Genomic DNA, 18,363 nt, shown 5'->3' on the forward strand with positions numbered 1-18,363 from the left:
AGTTGCGCGCACTTTATCGCCGTTCCGAGAAATTTGTCCAGTTTTGCTGCATGACAAGGGCGCGCAAGCCGGCAGAAATTACAGGCGGTAGCCTGCAGATCGCGGTAATTTCAGCGAATCTGCCGCCAACCGGGGGCAAATCCCCTGCAACGCGCGGTGCGAAAACTTGCGTACTACAGCGTATCGAGCGTCTTTTTGAGCGCGTCGGGCTGGATTTGACCTAATTTTGTCATACGTACCTTGCCGTTCGCGTCGATCACGACCGTGAACGGCAGCGCGCCGGCGGTATTGCCGAAATTGCGGGCCAGATCCGCGCCGGCATAGCCGCTGACCACCACCGGGTAGTCCACCTTCACCTTCTGCAGAAACGCCTTCACGTTCGGGTTGGAATCGACGCCGACGCCGACGAAACGCACGCCCTTCTGCCGGTATTCGTGCGACAGCGCCACGAGCTCGGGCATTTCCTTCACGCAGGGCCCGCACCACGAGGCCCAGAAGTTCACGACAACCTTCTGGCCCTTGAAGCTGGCGAGCGACTGCGGCTTGCCGTCCGGGTCGGTGACCGAGGCGGCCCACAGCGCGCTGACGGGATCGTTGGCCGGCGCCGCTTCGGCGCTGCTCTCGAACACGTCGCCACGCACCCAGTAGCCGGTGGCGAGGCCGCCGGCGATGGCGACCGCGGCCACCGCGGCAACGCTGACTAATCGTTTACTGTTCATCTTCGGATCGAATCGAGGGGGAGGGAGCGGCCGGCGCGTCGAGCAGCGCGCGCAAGGCCGCGGCGTCGGCGCGGGCGAGACGTCCACGCGCGTCGGCTCGCACCGCGCCGCGCAGGTCGTCGCTGTCGTAGAGCGCGACGTGGATGCCGACCGCCTCGGCGTCCCGGCGCGCGCGCCACAGGAAGCTGAGCGTCTCGACATCGCCGCGGCCCGCGAAATGGCGGGTTTCGGACACGTCGTACTGGATGTTCTGGTTCAGCAGGTAGATCGCGACTTCCTTCTGGCTGTCCGAGAAGGTCTGCAGATGGATGTCGGAGTGCGCGTTGGCGGTGCCGTTCAGCACGGCGCCCGCCAGATAGGGCGAGAACGGCGCGAGCCGTTCCATCCAGTCGAGGGCGATTTGCCGCAGCTGGCGCAACTCGGCCGGCTGCGTTTCGCTCTGGAACAGCGCCAGGTATTCGTGCAGTTCGGCCTCGAGCATGTCGTTGTCGGGCAGCCATTCGCCGGAGATCCGGCTGTCGCCGAGCAGCTGGCGCGCGGCCTTGCGTTTCGCGGAAGCGTAATCGAGCCCGTCCTCGGCGATGAGGCGGGCGGCGCTGAGCGCGATTTCCTCGCGGACTCGGCGCGGGTCGAGCAGGGGTTTTCGAGGCATGATGCGGCAATCATACTCGATCGGCGCCGCCGGCCCGGGGCGACCGGCAGGCGGGTCCGGCCGCGCGAAGCGGGCAGGGCGCGCCTGAACGGCTCAGTTACAATAGCAGCCTTTCTCCGGCCGCCGGCCGTCCCGATGCATGGCCGATTCGCGGCGATCCCGCGCGCCCGGCGGCCGGCCGGAGCGGACGCGGCGCAAGCGTGGGTGCGGCAACCGCGGCACCGCCGCGAGCCGCCGGTTCCGGTTCGCGATTTCGAATGGCGCCCGCGCGGCGCGACACGACAGCTCTCTATGCATATCCACATTCTCGGCATCTGCGGCACCTTCATGGGCGGTCTGGCCGTGCTCGCGCGCGAGGCCGGCCACACGGTGACCGGCTGCGACGCGGGCGTCTATCCGCCGATGAGCACGCAGCTCGAAGCGCAGGGTATACAACTGATCGAAGGCTACGGCGCCGAGCAGATCGACCTGGCGCCGGACCTGTTCGTGATCGGCAACGTGGTCTCGCGCGGCAATCCGCTGATGGAGGCGATTCTCGATCGCGGGCTGCCCTACGTGTCCGGGCCGCAATGGCTCGGCGAGCACGTGCTGGCCGACAAATGGGTGCTGGCCGTGGCCGGCACGCACGGCAAGACCACCACCAGCTCGATGCTGGCCTGGCTGCTCGAGGATTCGGGGCTGAACCCGGGCTTCCTGATCGGCGGCGTGCCGCTGAACTTCGGCGTCTCGGCGCGGCTGACCGATTCGAGCTTTTTCGTGATCGAGGCCGACGAGTACGACACGGCGTTCTTCGACAAGCGCTCGAAGTTCGTCCACTACCGGCCGCGCACCGCGGTGCTGAATAACCTCGAATTCGATCACGCCGACATCTTCCCCGATCTCGCCGCGATCGAAACGCAATTCCACCATCTCGTACGCACCGTGCCGGGCGTCGGCCGGATCGTCGCGAACGGTCGCGAGGCCGCGCTCGACCGCGTGCTCGCGCGCGGCTGCTGGAGCGAGGTCGAGCGCTTCGGCGTGGAGGGCGGCTGGCAGGCGCTGCCGGCCGAGGACGGGGTGCCGGTGGACGAGCGCTTCGCGGTGTATTGGCAGGGCGCGCGGATGGGCGAGGTCGCCTGGAGCGTGCAGGGCGAGCACAACCGCCAGAACGCGCTGGCCGCGATCGCGGCGGCGCGTTCGGTCGGCGTGCCGCCGGCGCAGGCCGCGCGGTCGTTCGCGACGTTCCGCAACGTCAAGCGGCGCATGGAGATCCGTGGCAGCGTCGACGGCGTGATCGTCTACGACGACTTCGCGCATCATCCGACCGCGATCGAGACGACGATCGCCGGGCTTCGCGCCCGCGTCGGCCGCGAACACACCCGGATCCTCGCCGTGCTCGAACCGCGCTCGAACACCATGAAGCTCGGCACCATGAAGGCGCAGCTGCCGGCCTGCCTGGCCGACGCCGACCTCGTGTTCGGCTACGGCGCGGCGTCGGGGCGCGACGCGCTGGGCTGGAGCCTGGCCGATTCGTTGCTGCCGCTCGGCGCACGCGCGCAGGCGTTCGACGACCTGCACGCGCTGGTGAAGGCGGTGGCCGCCGCCGCGCGGCCCGGCGACCAGATCCTCGTGATGAGCAACGGCGGCTTCGGCGGGGTCCACCAGAAGCTGCTCGACGCATTGTCGGCGCGCGGCGCCGCCCAGGGTGCGCAAGACGGCACGGGGGAAGGCGCGTGATCCTCTATCTGCACGGCTTTCGCTCGTCGCCGCGTTCCTACAAGTCGCGCCTGCTCGCCGAGCGGCTCGCCGCGCTGGGCCGCGAGGCCGAATGGCGCTGCCCGATGCTGGCGGTCGCGCCGCTCGAGGCGGTCGCGCTGGCCGAGTCCGAGGTGGCGGGTGCCGCGCCGCACGAGGTAACGGTGATCGGCAGCTCGCTCGGCGGCTATTACGCGACCTGGCTCGCCGAGAAGCACGGCTGGCGCGCGGTGCTGCTGAATCCGGCCACCGTGCCGCAGCGCGATCTCGCGCAGTACCTGGGCGAGCAGCCGCTCTGGCACGGCGGCGGCAGCGTCGTCGTCGAGCCGCGCCATCTCGCCGAGCTCGACGCGCTGCGCGTGCCGGCGGTGACGCGCCCGGAACGCTACTATCTGATCGCCGCGACGGGCGACGAGGTGCTCGATTACCGCGAGATGCTCGCGCACTATCCGGGCGCGCGGACCCGGGTGATCGACGGCAGCGACCACGGCATCAGCGAGTTCGCCGACTACGTCGACGACGTGCTCGCGTTCTGCGATGCGGGGCCGGCGCGCTGACGAGCCGCCCGCCGGCCGCCCCGACGGGCGTGGCCGGCAAGCGAACGAACGACGCAATTCAATCCAATCCGGACGGGGCGCCGCCAGGCGGCGCCGGACAGTCTCAACGAGAGTAACCGAGTGAACGTTTTTTTCGAGGAATCGGGCAGTTTCAAGGCGGGTAGCGTGCTGTCGCGCCAGGGCGACGCGTTTCAGGTCGAGTTGCCGGGTGGGCGGCGCGCCAAGGTGCGCGCCAAGGATGTGCTGATCGAGTTCGACAAGCCGGCTGCCGGCGAACTGATGCAACAGGCCGACGCGGCCGCGCAGCAGATCGATCTCGATTTTCTGTGGGAATGCGCGCCGCAGGAAGAGTTCGCCTACGGCGCGCTCGCCGACGAGTATTTCGGCAGCGGCTACGGGCCGGTCGAGCGCGCGGCGCTGGTGCTGCGCATGCACGGCTCGCCCGTCTATTTCCGCCGCAAGGGGCGCGGCCAGTACCAGCGCGCGCCCGAGGAACAGCTCAAGATGGCGCTCGCCTCGCTCGAGCGCAAGCGCCAGCAGGCGCTGGTGCAGGCCGGCTACGAGGAAGAGCTGAAGGCGCGCCGGCTGCCGGCCGCGTTCGAGGGCAAGGCGCTCGCGCTGCTGACCCGCCCGGACAAGAACTCGATCGAATACAAGGCGCTCGACGCGGCCGCGCTCGCGCTCGGCGTGTCGCCGGCCCGGCTGATGCTCGACTGCGGCGGCGTGGCGTCGGCGCGCGCGCTGCACGAGGCGCGCTTCCTCGCCGAGCACTTCCCGCACGGCACGGGCTTTCCGCCCGTGACGGTCGGCGCGCTGCCCGAGGACCTGCCGCGCGCCAACGTCGACGCGTTCTCGATCGACGACGTGACCACCACCGAGATCGACGACGCGTTCTCGGTCGAGCACCTGCCCGAGAACCGCGTGCGGATCGGCGTCCACATCGCGGCGCCGGCGCTCGGCATCACGCGCGGCGACGAGATCGACGCGATCGCGCGCGCGCGGCTGTCCACGGTCTACATGCCCGGCGACAAGATCACCATGCTGCCCGACGACGTGGTCGAGGTATTCACGCTGAAGGAGGGCGGCTTCCGCCCGGCGCTGTCGCTCTACATCATCGTCGATCGCGAGACGCAGGACATCGTCGCGAACGAGACGCGCGCCGAATACGTGTTCGTGAAGAGCAACCTGCGCCACAACACGCTCGAGGAAGTGGTCACCGAAGACACGCTCGCGGCCGGCAGCGGCGACTATCCGCACAAGGACGACATCGCGGTGCTGTGGCCGCTCGCGCAGGCGCTGTTCGAGAAGCGCCAGGTGGCGCGCGCCGGCTATGGCCTCAAGCGCGAGGTGCAGCGCAATACCGACTACAACTTCTACGTCGAGGGCGAACACATCTCGATCACGCCGCGCCGGCGCGGCTCGCCGCTCGACCTGATCGTCTCGGAGCTGGCGATCCTCGCGAACTCGACCTGGGGCGCGTTCCTGCACGACCACACGGTGCCCGGCATCTATCGCTCGCAGCGCGCGCTCGGCGTGCCGACCGGGCCGAAGCGCACGCGCATGCAGACCAGCGCCGCGCCGCACGAGGGCCTCGGCGTCGCGCAGTACGCCTGGAGCACCTCGCCGCTGCGCCGCTACGTCGACCTCGTCAACCAGTGGCAGCTGCTCGCCTGCGTGCAGCACGGCGTGACGGCCAAGCTGGCCGCGCCGTTCAAGCCGAAGGACGCCGATCTCTACGCGGTGGTGCAGGGCTTCGACGACACCTATACGGCCTACGCCGACCACCAGCGCCGCATGGAGTATTTCTGGTGCCTGCGCTGGCTGCGCCAGGAGAACCGCCGGCAGGTGGTGGCCGCGGTCGTGAAGGGCGACCTGGTGCGGCTCGAGGACGTGCCGCTGCTGCTGCACGTGCCGGGGCTCGGCGTCCACGCGCGCGGCACGCGCGTGCTGCTCGACGTGATGTCGATCGACGAACTGACGATCGAGGCCTCGGTGCGCCTGCTGAACGTGCTCGACGCGCCGAGCGTGTCGGGCGCCGAGACGGCCGACGAGGACGCCGAGGGCGACGGCGACGAGACGCTGGTGGACGCGCCCGACGATTCGGCCGAGAGCGAGGCGGAAGCGCTGGCCGAGGCGGACGCGGGCGAGGCGACCGAAGGCGAGGCCGCCGATGCGGGCACCGATACCGATACGGACACGCCGGACGCTTCCGGCCCGGCCGAGGCGGCTGGCAGCGGCGAGGACGACACGAAATGAACCCAACCACGCCCTCGCGGGCGACGGCACGATGAGCGAATCCATCCAGCACCCGGTCGCGCGCGACCGTTACGTCGTGATCGGCAATCCGGTCGCGCACAGCAAGTCGCCGGCGATCCACGCGCGCTTCGCCGCGCAGACCGGCGAGGCGGTCGACTACGCACACCGGCTCGCGCCGCTCGACGGCTTCGCGGCGTCGGTGCGTGAATTCATCGCCGAGGGCGGGCGCGGCGCGAACGTGACCGTGCCGTTCAAGCTCGAGGCGCATGCGCTGGCCGACACGCTGTCGCCGCGCGCGGCGGCGGCCGGCGCCGTCAACACGCTGCGCTTCGACGCCGACGGCGCGATCCATGGCGACAACACCGACGGCGCGGGCCTCGTGCGCGACATCGAGCACAACCTCGGCGTGTCGCTGGCCGGCGCGCGGATCCTGCTGCTCGGCGCGGGCGGCGCCGCGCGCGGCGTGGTGCTGCCGATGCTCGATCGCGGCCCGCTCGCGATCACGATCTCGAACCGCACCGCGAGCCGCGCCGAAGAGCTGGTCGGCCAGTTCACGCAGGCCGCGCACGACGCCGGCTGCGCGCTGGCGGGCGGCGGCGCGGCGATCGTCGAGCGGCACGCCTACGACGTGATCGTCAACGCCACGGCCGGCAGCCTCGAGGCGGCGCTGCCCGAGTGTGACGCGGCCGCGTTCGGCGCCGGCACGCTGGCCTACGACATGATGTACGGCGCCCAGCCGACCGTGTTCATGCAGCACGCCGCCTCGCTCGGCGCGCGCACGGCCGACGGACTCGGCATGCTGGTCGAACAGGCCGCCGAATCGTTCTGGCTGTGGCGCGGCGTGCGGCCCGACGGCGCGCCCGTGCTGGCGGCGCTGCGCGATGCGCTCGCCACGGCCTGAAGCCGGCGCCGGCACGGCCGGGCCGCGCGCATGGTGATCCCGTTCGGCACCGCTCGCACGCGCGCCGGCGGGCGTACCCGCCGGCGTGGTCTCGTGCGCTGGGTCGCCTACGCGGCCGCGGTGCTGCTCGGGGCGTGGCTCGTCACCCAGCTCTACTATTTCGCGCAGATCGCGGCGTGGAACGTGATCGACCCCGGCTCGACCGCGTTCATGCGCGCCGACGCCTGGCGGCTGAAGGCCGAGACGCCGCCGGTGGCGATCCAGCACCAGTGGGTGCCCTACGAGCAGATCTCGCGCAACCTGAAGCGCGCCGTGATCGCCTCGGAGGATGCCGACTTCGCGAACAATAACGGCTACGAGGTGGATGCGATCCTGCAGGCCTGGGAGAAGAACCGGGCGCGCGGGCGCATCGTCGCCGGCGGCTCGACGATCTCGCAGCAGCTCGCGCGCAACCTGTTCCTGTCGAGCGAGAAGAGCTACCTGCGCAAGGGTCAGGAGCTGATCATCACCTGGATGCTCGAAACGCTGCTCGACAAGGAGCGGATCTTCGAGATCTATCTGAATTCGGTCGAGTTCGGCCGCGGCGTGTACGGTGCCGAAGCCGCCGCGCGCTATTACTTCAAGGTGCCGGCCAGCCGGCTGACGGCAGGGCAGGCCGCGCGTCTGGCCGTGATGCTGCCGAATCCCAAATACTTCGACCTGCATCGCAATTCGCCGTACCTGGCCCAGCGCACGCGCGTGATCGCGCGGCGCATGGGGGCGGCGGAACTGCCGGCCTCGCAGTAGCCGCCGCCGCGCGTGCGCGCCGCCGGTGCGGCCGATAGGGAGACCGGGGTGTCCGCGCACCGAATCCTTCCTCCGTTTTCCCGACGGCGCCTCGCACCGCGAGCGAGCCGGCCGCCGCCGCTCCCGATCGCCCCGTCGCCGTCGCAAGCCGCGTCGGTCGTCCGCGCGTCGCTTCTTCCCGCCACTTGTTTCATCACAAAAAGAGCTTGCCCGCGCGGCCTCCCGGCCTCTTCCCGCGCGCTCGTCGTTCCCGCAGAATCTCATTATTTGGTCGATGCATTCAAATATTGGATGCCGCGCGAACGGCCTCTACAATCGCCTTCATTCGATATGCGCCGGCGCGATCCGCAAGCAGGAAGCCGCAGCCGGCCGCAACCAGGAGACAACGCGATGACGCCGATCCAGCAGTCCGCCGTTCGCCGTGCGTGCCGATTTTCGGGTGCCGCGTAGGCCACCGCTTCGCGAAGCGTCCATCCGCGACTCACTCCTCATGAACAAGACCCCGATTTCCGTCGCACCGTCCAACGGCGCCCATCCGGCCGAAGCGTCGACGCCGGCCGCGCCCGCCGCTTCGGCAGCCCCGGCCGCGCTCGCCGACAGCATCAGCGTGACCGGCTCGCCGCTCGACATCGCCGCGCAGCAGGCCGGCACCCAGACGCTGCTGCGCGGCCTCGCGATCCTCGAAGCGATCGCGGGCGGCGCGCGCGACATGCGTGCGATCGGCGCCGCGCTCGGCACGACGCGCAGCACCACGCACCGGCTCGTCAGCAGCCTGGTGCAGGCGCGCTACCTGCGCCAGATGCAGGGCGGCTACCTGCTCGGTCCGAAGCTGATCGAGCTCGGCACCATCGCGCTCGAACAGATGCCGCTGACGGCCGTGGCGCGCCCGCATCTGGAAGCGCTCGCCGAGGCGACGCTCGACACGATCCATCTCGGCATGCGCGACGGCGACGACGTGCTCTACATAGACAAGATCCCCGGCACGCGCGGCCTCGAGATGCGCTCGCGGATCGGCCACCGGATGCCGCTCGCCTCGACCGGCATCGGCAAGGCGATGATGCTCGACCTCAAGCCCGACACCTGGGCCGCGCTGTTCGAGGCGTCGCGCCGCTCGCTGGCCGGCGTGAGCTTCAAGCCGGACCGCCGCCCCGATTCGCCGACCTTCCTGCAGCGCATGGCGCACTACGCGGCGGGCGGCTACACGTTCGACCTCGAGGAAAACGAGGCGTCGATCCGCTGCGTGGCCGCGCCGGTGCGCGACGCGTCGGGCGCGATCGTCGCGGCGGTGTCGGTGGCCAGCACGATTCCGTACATGCCGCTCGACCGGATGGACGAACTGATTCCGATCGTGCAGCGCGAGGCGCGCGCGATCTCGGCGGAGCTCGGCTGGAGCGCGCCGCAAACGACCCGCAGGATCAAGCGATGACGATGTCCCGACCGGCTCCGAGCCCCGCCGCCCCCGCGTTGATCGCGATCGACTGGGGCACCACCTCGATGCGCGCGTTCCTGTTCGCCGCCGACGGCAGCGTGCTCGAATCGAACGCCCATCCGGCCGGCGTGATGAACCTGCCGCGCGCGGGCGGCACGGCCGCGTTCGACGCGGCGTTCGAGTCGGCCTGCGGCGCCTGGCTCGACCGCGCGCCGGGGCTGCCGGTGCTGGCGGCCGGCATGGTCGGCAGCGCCCAGGGCTGGCGCGAGGCGCCCTACGTCAACACGCCGGTCGACGCCGACGCGCTGGTGGCCGGCCTGATCCGCGTCGAGTCCTCGCGCGGCGTGGCGGTGGCGATCGTGCCCGGCGTGCTGGAGCCCGGCATGCTGCCGGACGTGATGCGCGGCGAGGAAACCCAGATCGTCGGCGCGCTGGCCGGCGACGCCGCGTTCGCGAGCGGCGCCGCGGGCGCGCTGATCGGCCTGCCCGGCACGCACGCGAAATGGGCCTGGGTGCGCGACGGCCGCATCGAGCGCTTCCGCACCTACATGACGGGGGAGCTGTTCGCGACGCTGCGCGACCACACCATCCTCGGCCGCACCATGCAGGCCGGCGAGGCCGATCTCGAGGCGTTCCGGCGCGGCGTGGGCGTGGCGCGCGAGAGCCGCGACGCGGGCCTGCTCGCCACCATCTTCAGCACCCGCACGCTGGGCCTGACGGGCCAGCTCGCGCCGCAGGCGCAGGGCGACTATCTGTCCGGGCTGCTGATCGGCCACGAACTGAACGCGCTGGTGGCGATGCTGGCCGGGGTCGGCACCACGCTCGCCGCGCAGCCGCCGAGCCTGATCGGCGACGTGGTGTTGTGTGAACGTTATCTGACGGCGCTGCGCGAGTTCGGCTGCGACGGCGCGCGCGTGGTCGAGCGCGCGACCGAGCGCGGGCTCTGGCGCATCGCCAGCCAGGCGGGCCTCGTCGGCGCCGCCGTCCGCGCGGCGAGCTGAGCGCCGCGCCACCGCATCCAGGAGATCGAACCGATGTCATCCGAACTCACGCTGCCCGCCCCGTACACGCCGCACGAGGGGCTCGTCCGCGCGTTCGCCGCGTGCCCGCTGGTCGCGATCATGCGCGGCCTCACGCCGGCCGAGGCGGTCGGGCACGGCGAGGCGCTGGTCGAGGCCGGCTTCCGGCTGATCGAGGTGCCGCTCAATTCGCCCGATCCGTTCGCGAGCATCGCCGCGCTGCGCGCCGCGCTGCCCGCCGAGGTGCTGGTGGGCGCCGGCACCGTGCTGCGCCCCGAGTACGTCGACGAGGTCGCGCGCGCCGGCGGCGAACTGATCGTGATGCCGCACGCGGACACCGACGTGATCCGCCGCGCCAAGGCGCTCGGCCTCGCCAGTTCGCCCGGCGTGGCGACGCCGAGCGAGGCGTTCGCGGCGCTGCGCGCCGGCGCCGACGTGCTGAAGATGTTCCCGGCCGAGCAGCTCGGCCCGATCGCCGTGAAGGCGTGGCGCGCCGTGATCGACGCGCGCGTGCCGCTGGTGCCGGTGGGCGGCGTGACGCCCGACAACATGGGGCCGTACCTGAGCGCGGGCGCCAACGGCTTCGGCCTCGGCTCGGCGCTCTACCGGCCGGGCCAGAGCGTGGCCACCACGGCGCTGCACGCGCAGGCCTACGTGAAGGGCCTCGCGATCGCGCGCGGCGGCGTCGCCAAATGAACCGGCTGGCCGGCAAGACTGCGCTGGTAACGGGCGCGGGCCGCGGGATCGGCGCCGCGATCGCGCTGGCGTTCGCGCGCGAGGGCGCGGCGGTGGTGATCGCCGAGCTCGACGAGCCGGCGGGCCGCGAGGCCGCCGCGTCGATCGCGCAGGCGGTGCCCGGCGCGCGCGTGCTCGCGCAGCGCACCGACGTGACCGAGAGCGCCTCGGTGGCCGCCGCGGTGGCCGCGGCAGAACGCGAGTTCGGCGCGCTCGACGTGCTGGTCAACAACGCCGGCGTGAACGTGTTCTGCGATCCGCTGACGATGCGGGACGAGGACTGGCGGCGCTGCTTCGCGGTGGACCTCGACGGCGTCTGGAACGGCTGCCGCGCGGCGCTGCCGGGCATGGTCGAACGGCGTCGCGGCAGCATCGTCAACATCGCCTCGACGCACGCGAGCCAGATCATCCCCGGCTGCTTCCCGTACCCGGTCGCCAAGCACGGCGTGCTGGGCCTGACGCGCGCGCTCGGCATCGAATACGCGCCGCGCAACGTGCGCGTGAACGCGATCGCGCCGGGCTACATCGAGACGCAGCTGACGCACGACTGGTGGAACGCGCAGCCCGATCCGCAGGCCGCGCGCGAGGCCACGCTCGCGCTGCCGCCGATGAAGCGCATCGGGCAGCCCGAGGAAGTGGCGATGACCGCGGTGTTCCTCGCCTCGGACGAGGCGCCGTTCATCAACGCCACCTGCATCACGATCGACGGCGGGCGCACGGCGCTCTACCACGACTGACGGCGGCGGCCCGGGCGCGGGCCGCGGACAAGGATTGGAAAGACCGCAGCACGCGACGGCCGCGCGTGTGTTGCGTCACAGAACCAGGCGGCCGGAAACGAAAGAAGTGGCACAACAGGAGACGACCCAGATGAAACGCAGAACCTTTGTCACGCTCGCCGCGGCGGCGGCGATCCTCGCCGGCGCGCCGGTGGTCCATGCAGCCGACCCGGTGAAGATCGGCTTCCTCGTGAAGCAGCCGGAAGAGCCGTGGTTCCAGGACGAATGGAAGTTCGCCGAGATGGCCGCCAAGGCCAAGGGCTTCACGCTCGTGAAGATCGGCGCGCCCTCGGGCGAGAAGGTGATGAGCGCGATCGACAACCTCTCGGCGCAGCAGGCGCAGGGCTTCATCATCTGCACGCCGGACGTGAAGCTCGGGCCGGGCATCGTCGCCAAGGCCAAGTCGCACAACCTGAAGATGATGACGGTGGACGACCGCCTCGTGGACGGCAGCGGCAAGCCGATCGAGTCGGTGCCGCACATGGGCATCTCCGCCTACAACATCGGCAAGCAGGCCGGCGACGGCATTGCCGCCGAGATCAAGAAGCGCGGCTGGAACATGGCCGAGGTCGGCGCGATCGACATCACCTACGAGCAGCTGCCGACCGCGCATGACCGCACCTCGGGCGCGACCGACGCGCTGGTGGCGGCCGGCTTCCCGAAGGCGAACGTGATCGCGGCGCCGCAGGCGAAGACCGACACCGAGAACGCGTTCAACGCGGCCAACATCGCGCTGACCAAGAACCCGCAGTTCAAGCACTGGGTGGCCTACGGCCTGAACGACGAAGCGGTGCTGGGCGCGGTGCGTGCCGCCGAAGGCCGCGGCTTCAAGGCCGACAACATGATCGGGATCGGCATCGGCGGTTCGGATTCGGCGCTGAACGAGTTCAAGAAGCCGCAGCCGACGGGCTTCTACGGCACCGTCATCATCAGCCCGAAGCGTCACGGCGAGGAAACCTCGGACCTGATGTACGCGTGGATCACGCAGAACAAGATGCCCCCGATGCTGACGCTGACGACCGGCATGCTGGCGACGCGCACCAACGTGAACATGGTGCGCACGGAGATGGGTCTCGCGTCGAACTGATGCGCGGCCGGCCTCGGGCCGGCGCGTATCCGGCGTGAAAGCGGGCCGCCGCGGCGTGCGGCGGCCCGGCAACAAGACAGTGGAGGCGATGTGACTGCGGTTCTGCGTTTCGACAATATCGGCAAGGTCTTCCCCGGCGTGCGGGCGCTCGACGGCATTTCGTTCGACGTCCACGCGGGGCAGGTCCACGGCCTCATGGGCGAGAACGGCGCGGGCAAGTCGACGCTGCTGAAGATCCTCGGCGGCGAATATCAGCCCGATTCGGGCAGCGTGCTGGTGGACGGCGAGCCGGTGCGCTTCACCAGCGCGGCGGCCTCGATCGGCGCCGGCATCGCGGTGATCCACCAGGAATTGCAGTACGTGCCCGATCTCACGGTGGCCGAGAACCTGATGCTCGGCCGGCTGCCGAACGCGCTCGGCTGGGTGCGCAAGGGCGATGCGCGGCGCCACGTGCGCGAGCGCCTGGAAGCGATGGGCGTCGACCTCGATCCGCAGGCCAAGCTGCGGCGCCTGTCGATCGCGCAGCGCCAGATGGTCGAGATCTGCAAGGCGCTGATGCGCAACGCGCGCGTGATCGCGCTCGACGAGCCGACCAGCTCGCTGTCGCATCGCGAGACCGAGGTGCTGTTCAAGCTCGTGGACGACCTGCGCGCGCAGGGCCGCGCGCTGATCTACATCTCGCACCGGATGGACGAGATCTACCGGCTCTGCGACGCCTGCACGATCTTCCGCGACGGCCGCCGGATCGCCTCGCACCCGGAACTGGCCGAGGTGCCGCGCGAGCAGATGGTGAGCCAGATGGTCGGTCGCGAGATCAACGACATTTATCACTACCGGCCGCGCGCGCTCGGCGAGCCGCGGCTCGAGGTGGACGGCCTGGCCGCCGACAAGCTGCGCGCGCCGGCCAGCTTCAACGTGCGCGCCGGCGAGATCGTCGGCTTCTTCGGACTGGTGGGCGCCGGACGCAGCGAGCTGATGCGCGTGATCTACGGCGCCGACCGCAAGCGCGGCGGCACCGTCACGCTCGACGGCCGCCGCATCGACGTGCGCCGCACCGGCGACGCGATCCGCCACGGCATCGTGCTGTGCCCGGAGGATCGCAAGGAAGAGGGGATCGTCGCGATGGCGACGGTCGCCGAGAACATCAACATCAGCTGCCGCCGCCATTCGCTGCGCGCCGGGATGTTCCTGAACGGCCGGCAGGAGGCGGAGACCGCCGAGCGCTTCATCAAGCTGCTGAAGATCAAGACGCCGAGCCGCCGCCAGAAGATCCGCTTCCTGTCGGGCGGCAACCAGCAGAAGGCGATCCTGTCGCGCTGGCTGGCCGAGCCCGACCTGAAGGTCGTGATCCTCGACGAGCCGACGCGCGGCATCGACGTGGGCGCCAAGAACGAGATCTACCAGGTCATCTACGAGCTGGCCGAACGCGGCTGCGCGATCGTGATGGTGTCCTCGGAGCTGCCGGAGGTGCTCGGCGTGTCCGACCGCATCGTGGTGATGCGCGAAGGCCGGATCGCGGGCGAGGTCACGCGCGCCGAGGCGAACGAACAGGTGGTGCTGAATCTCGCGCTGCCGCAGGGGCCGGCCGAGCAGGCCGCCTGAGCGGCACGCACGGGCGAACCAATCAACATGGAGATGGCGCGGCCTCGCCGCGCGACGCAGGGAGCGACACGATGCAAGCCAAGGAAAGTATCACGCAGGCAGCCGCCAAACGCGCGGCCGAAGCCTTGATTCCGCAGACCAACGACCGGCAGAAGTGGTGGCAGCAGATCACCGACTACAGCCTGATCGTGATCTTCGCGGTGATGTTCATCACCATGTCGGTGACGGTCGATCACTTCTTCTCGATCGACAACATGCTCGGGCTCGCGCTGTCGATCTCGCAGATCGGCATGGTCGCCTGCACCATGATGTTCTGTCTCGCCTCGCGCGACTTCGACCTGTCGGTCGGCTCGACGGTGGCGTTCTCGGGCGTGCTCTGCGCGATGGTGCTGAACGCCACCGACAACACCTTCATCGCGATCATCGCGGCGATCGCGGCCGGCGCCGCGATCGGCTTCGTCAACGGCGCGGTGATCGCCTACCTGCGCATCAACGCGCTGATCACCACGCTCGCCACCATGGAGATCGTGCGCGGGCTCGGCTTCATCGTCTCGCACGGCCAGGCGGTGGGCGTCTCGTCGGAGACCTTCATCGCGCTGGGCGGCCTCGCGCTGTTCGGCGTGTCGCTGCCGATCTGGGTCACGCTGCTCTGCTTCATCGTATTCGGCGTGATGCTGAACCAGACCGTCTACGGCCGCAACACGCTCGCGATCGGCGGCAATCCGGAAGCCTCGCGCCTGGCCGGCATCAACGTCGAGCGCACGCGCGTCTGGATCTTCCTGATCCAGGGCGCCGTGACCGCGCTGGCGGGCGTGATCCTCGCCTCGCGGATCACCTCGGGCCAGCCGAACGCGGCCGAGGGCTTCGAGCTCAACGTGATCTCGGCCTGCGTGCTCGGCGGCGTGTCGCTGCTGGGCGGACGCGCGACGATCTCGGGCGTGGTGATCGGCGTGCTGATCATGGGCACGGTCGAGAACGTGATGAACCTGCTCAACATCGACGCGTTCTACCAGTATCTCGTGCGCGGCGCGATCCTGCTCGCCGCGGTGCTGCTCGACCAGTTGAAGAACCGCGGCACGCGCGACTGACGCGCGCCGGGAGGAACACCAGATGACTCAAGCAATGGCGGCCGACGCGGTGCGCGGCGCGCGCTACCCGAGTCTCGCCGATCGCGCAGTGCTGATCACGGGCGGCGCCACCGGCATCGGCGCGGCGTTCGTCGCGCACTTCGCGGCGCAGGGCGCGCGGGTCGGCTTCGTCGATCTCGACGCCGAGGCCGGCGCCGCGCTCGCCGAAGCGCTGGCCGACGCGCGCCACGCGCCGGCCTTCGTCGCGGCCGACCTCACCGACATCGACGCGCTGCGCCGCGCGATCGAGGAGCTGCGCGTGAAGACCGGCCCGATCGCGGTGCTCGTCAACAACGCGGCGAACGACAAGCGCCACCGCATCGAGGACGTCACGCCCGAGTCGTTCGACGCGGCGATCGCGGTCAACCTGCGCCACCAGTTCTTCGCCGCGCAGGCCGTGGCCGACGACATGAAGGCGGCGGGCGGCGGCGCGATCATCAACCTCGGCTCGATCGGCTGGATGCTGAAGAACGGCGGCTATCCCGTCTACGCGACCTCGAAGGCCGCGATCCAGGGGCTCACGCGCTCGCTCGCGCGCGATCTCGGACCGTTCGGGATTCGCGTCAACACGCTGGTGCCGGGCTGGGTGATGACCGACAAGCAGCGCCGGCTGTGGCTCGACGATGCGGGGCGCGCGGCGATCAAGGCCGGCCAGTGCCTCGACGCCGAGCTGCTGCCGGACGATCTGGCGCGCGCCGCGCTGTTCCTTGCCTCCGACGACAGTCGTATGATGACGGCGCAGGACGTCGTCATCGACGGCGGATGGGCTTGATCCGGCACGCTCAGTAGCCAGGCGGCGGCCCCAGTGGCGGCGCCGCAGACAGGAGACGATCATGACGACATCGACTATCGGCAATGCGCCTTCCCCGTCCGCCGCGCGCTCGCGGCGCGCCCGCCTTGCCGCGGCCGCGCAGCCGGTGAGCCCCGGGCCGCAGACCTCGAGCGTCGCGCAGGGCGTGCTCGAGGCGGCCGACGCGGCGGTCACGCTGGCCAGCGCCGAGCTGCGGCTCGACGTGGTGCCGCATCTGGGCGGCGGCATCGCGCGCTTCGACTGGCGCGGCGACGGCGCTTCCACGCCGATCTTCCGCGGCTGCGACCACGTCGATGCCGGCACCGATCCTAACGCGCTCGGCTGCTATCCGCTGCTGCCGTATTCGAACCGGATCGGCGGCGGGCGCTTCGAGTGCGAGGGGCGCCGCGTCGAGGTGCCGAGGAACCGCCAGGCCGAACCGCTGCCGATCCATGGCGACGGCTGGCTCGCGCGCTGGCACATCGACGACGTCTCGCCGACCGGGCTGCAGCTTTCGCTCGACCGTCGCGGCGGCGCGCCCTACGCCTATCGCGCGACGCAGTCGTATGCGCTCGACGGCGCGACGCTGACGATCGCGCTTGCGATCGAGAACTGCGGCGCCGAGCGGCTGCCGTTCGGGCTCGGCGTGCATCCGTTCATCGTGCGCGACGCCAGCACCGAACTCGCGGCGGCCGCCAACGGCCTCTGGCTGTCGGGCGCCGACTGGCTGCCGCGCCGCCACGTGACGGTGCCGCCCGCCTGGCAGTTCGGCATCGCCTATCCGCTGCCCGGCACGCTCGTCAATCACGCGTTCACGGGCTGGGGCGGCCGCGCGACCGTCGCCTGGCCGTCGCGCGGGCTGACCATGGACATCGAATCGGACGCCGACTGCTACGTGCTCTACACGCCGCCCGGCGAGTCGTTCTTCTGCTTCGAGCCGGTCGATCATCCGATCAACGCCGTGAACCTGCCCGGCGGCGCCGAGCGGCACGGCATGACGCTGCTCGGCCCCGGCGAGCGGCTCGCGCGGCGCTTCCGCTTCACGGTGGAACGCGCCGACCCGCGCGCGGCGTCGGCCGCCGCGCGAGGCGCCCCGGCGCGCTGAGGCGGCGGAATCGGCAGCAGCGGCGGCGCTTCGATCCGGCTCCTGGCCTCGACGCCAGCCGCGGCCCGGCTCGCACGATGGCTGCGGGTAAAATACGCGGCATTTCCTCAACGATCCGCCGCGAAACATGTCCGCTCCGCTGACCTTCATCGACACGCTGCGCGCCGCCTGGCAGCGCACGAACTCCCTGCTCTGCGTCGGACTCGACCCCGAACCGACGCGGTTTCCCGCGCAGTTCGCGAACCGCCCCGACGCGATCTTCGATTTCTGCCGCGAGATCGTCGATGCGACCGCGCCCTACGCGAGCGCGTTCAAGCCGCAGATCGCCTACTTCGCCGCGCACCGCGCCGAGGATCAGCTCGAACGGCTGATCTCGCACATCCACCTGCAGCACCCGGGCCTGCCGGTCGTGCTCGACGCGAAGCGCGGCGACATCGGCAGCACCGCCGAGCAGTACGCGCGCGAGGCGTTCGAGCGCTATCGCGCCGACGCCGTGACCGTCAATCCGTACATGGGCTACGACTCGATCGAGCCGTATCTCGCCTACGAGGACAAGGGCGTGGTGGTGCTGTGCCGGACCTCGAACCCGGGCGGCTCCGACCTGCAGTTCCTCGAGACGGGCGGCCGGCCGCTCTACCAGGTGGTGGCCGAACTGGCCGCGACGCGCTGGAACGCCAGGACCGGGCAGCTCGCGCTGGTGGTCGGCGCGACCTTCCCGAAGGAAATCGAGATCGTGCGCGGACTCGTCGGCGAGATGCCGCTGCTGATTCCGGGCATCGGCGCGCAGGGCGGCGACGTGCAGGCGACCGTGGCGGCCGGCCGTACCGCCGACGGCGGCGGCATGATGATCAACTCGTCGCGCGCGATCCTCTACGCGAGCAACGGCGACGATTTCGCCGAGGCCGCCGCGCGCGTCGCGCAGGCCACGCGCGACACGATCAACGCGCATCGCTGATCGCTGACGCCCGAGCCGCCGCGCGCGGTTCGAGCCAACGAAAAAGGGCGCCCGCGGGGCTAATGCCGTTCAGTTAAGGTTCTTTCTGAGGAACCGAACGGCATAACGAGCAGGACGGGACTTGACGGCCCGA

The 18,363-nt window shown here is 70.6% G+C and carries 17 protein-coding genes; 15 read left to right on the forward strand and 2 right to left on the reverse strand.

Features of this window, described 5'->3' with window-relative positions; genetic code table 11:
* Positions 1-173 precede the first annotated feature (173 nt).
* Entirely contained in the window at positions 174-719 is a 546-nt protein-coding gene (locus BpN12_RS17115) for a TlpA family protein disulfide reductase (protein WP_246796683.1), read from the reverse strand.
* On the reverse strand, positions 709-1,371 hold the full coding sequence (locus BpN12_RS17120; protein WP_042623814.1) for a hypothetical protein: 663 nt from the start codon (positions 1,369-1,371) through the stop codon (positions 709-711). The genes BpN12_RS17115 and BpN12_RS17120 overlap by 11 nt, the downstream gene beginning before the upstream one ends.
* Positions 1,372-1,662: 291 nt before the next feature.
* Here BpN12_RS17120 and mpl point away from each other — a divergent pair, with 291 nt between their 5' ends.
* The 15 genes from mpl to pyrF all read left to right on the forward strand — a co-directional run bounded on the left by mpl (position 1,663) and on the right by pyrF (position 18,230).
* Positions 1,663-3,087, forward strand: a complete 1,425-nt coding sequence (gene mpl, locus BpN12_RS17125) for a UDP-N-acetylmuramate:L-alanyl-gamma-D-glutamyl-meso-diaminopimelate ligase (protein ID WP_246796684.1) — start codon at positions 1,663-1,665, stop codon at positions 3,085-3,087.
* A complete protein-coding gene (locus tag BpN12_RS17130) occupies positions 3,084-3,662 on the forward strand; it encodes a YqiA/YcfP family alpha/beta fold hydrolase (protein WP_246796685.1) in 579 nt (192 codons plus the stop codon). The genes mpl and BpN12_RS17130 overlap by 4 nt, the downstream gene beginning before the upstream one ends.
* A gap of 120 nt (positions 3,663-3,782) precedes the next feature.
* On the forward strand, positions 3,783-5,918 hold the full coding sequence (locus tag BpN12_RS17135) for a ribonuclease catalytic domain-containing protein (protein WP_246796686.1): 2,136 nt from the start codon (positions 3,783-3,785) through the stop codon (positions 5,916-5,918).
* Positions 5,919-5,949: 31 nt separating this feature from the next.
* Positions 5,950-6,819, forward strand: a complete 870-nt coding sequence (gene aroE / locus BpN12_RS17140) for a shikimate dehydrogenase (protein ID WP_246796687.1) — start codon at positions 5,950-5,952, stop codon at positions 6,817-6,819.
* A gap of 30 nt (positions 6,820-6,849) precedes the next feature.
* On the forward strand, positions 6,850-7,605 hold the full coding sequence (gene mtgA, locus BpN12_RS17145; protein ID WP_246796688.1) for a monofunctional biosynthetic peptidoglycan transglycosylase: 756 nt from the start codon (positions 6,850-6,852) through the stop codon (positions 7,603-7,605).
* Between the two features lie 490 nt (positions 7,606-8,095).
* Positions 8,096-9,031: an IclR family transcriptional regulator gene (locus tag BpN12_RS17150; RefSeq protein WP_246796689.1), complete on the forward strand. Its 936-nt coding sequence runs from the start codon at positions 8,096-8,098 to the stop codon at positions 9,029-9,031.
* Positions 9,028-10,035, forward strand: a complete 1,008-nt coding sequence (locus tag BpN12_RS17155; protein ID WP_246796690.1) for a 2-dehydro-3-deoxygalactonokinase — start codon at positions 9,028-9,030, stop codon at positions 10,033-10,035. Before BpN12_RS17150 ends, BpN12_RS17155 begins: the two co-directional genes overlap by 4 nt.
* A gap of 33 nt (positions 10,036-10,068) precedes the next feature.
* On the forward strand, positions 10,069-10,749 hold the full coding sequence (locus BpN12_RS17160; RefSeq protein WP_246796691.1) for a 2-dehydro-3-deoxy-6-phosphogalactonate aldolase: 681 nt from the start codon (positions 10,069-10,071) through the stop codon (positions 10,747-10,749).
* A complete protein-coding gene (locus tag BpN12_RS17165) occupies positions 10,746-11,525 on the forward strand; it encodes an SDR family oxidoreductase (protein WP_246796692.1) in 780 nt (259 codons plus the stop codon). Before BpN12_RS17160 ends, BpN12_RS17165 begins: the two co-directional genes overlap by 4 nt.
* Before the next feature lie 130 nt (positions 11,526-11,655).
* Complete coding sequence (locus BpN12_RS17170; protein WP_042623824.1) at positions 11,656-12,651, forward strand: arabinose ABC transporter substrate-binding protein; 996 nt, start codon at positions 11,656-11,658, stop codon at positions 12,649-12,651.
* Positions 12,652-12,741: 90 nt separating this feature from the next.
* Complete coding sequence (gene araG, locus BpN12_RS17175; RefSeq protein ID WP_246796693.1) at positions 12,742-14,253, forward strand: L-arabinose ABC transporter ATP-binding protein AraG; 1,512 nt, start codon at positions 12,742-12,744, stop codon at positions 14,251-14,253.
* Positions 14,254-14,324: 71 nt separating this feature from the next.
* The gene (gene araH / locus BpN12_RS17180) at positions 14,325-15,341 is read left to right on the forward strand and encodes an L-arabinose ABC transporter permease AraH (protein WP_246796694.1); all 1,017 of its coding nucleotides are present in this window, start codon (positions 14,325-14,327) and stop codon (positions 15,339-15,341) included.
* 22 nt (positions 15,342-15,363) lie between these two features.
* Positions 15,364-16,152 (forward strand): SDR family NAD(P)-dependent oxidoreductase, encoded by a 789-nt coding sequence (locus BpN12_RS17185; RefSeq protein WP_246796695.1) that lies wholly within the window; start codon positions 15,364-15,366, stop codon positions 16,150-16,152.
* A gap of 61 nt (positions 16,153-16,213) precedes the next feature.
* Complete coding sequence (locus BpN12_RS17190) at positions 16,214-17,275, forward strand: aldose 1-epimerase (RefSeq protein WP_246796696.1); 1,062 nt, start codon at positions 16,214-16,216, stop codon at positions 17,273-17,275.
* Between the two features lie 127 nt (positions 17,276-17,402).
* Entirely contained in the window at positions 17,403-18,230 is an 828-nt protein-coding gene (pyrF, locus tag BpN12_RS17195) for an orotidine-5'-phosphate decarboxylase (RefSeq protein WP_246796698.1), read from the forward strand.
* Positions 18,231-18,363 lie beyond the last annotated feature (133 nt).

It is taken from the genome of Burkholderia perseverans (assembly GCF_022870505.1).
GTDB classification, from domain to species: Bacteria; Pseudomonadota; Gammaproteobacteria; order Burkholderiales; family Burkholderiaceae; genus Burkholderia; species Burkholderia plantarii.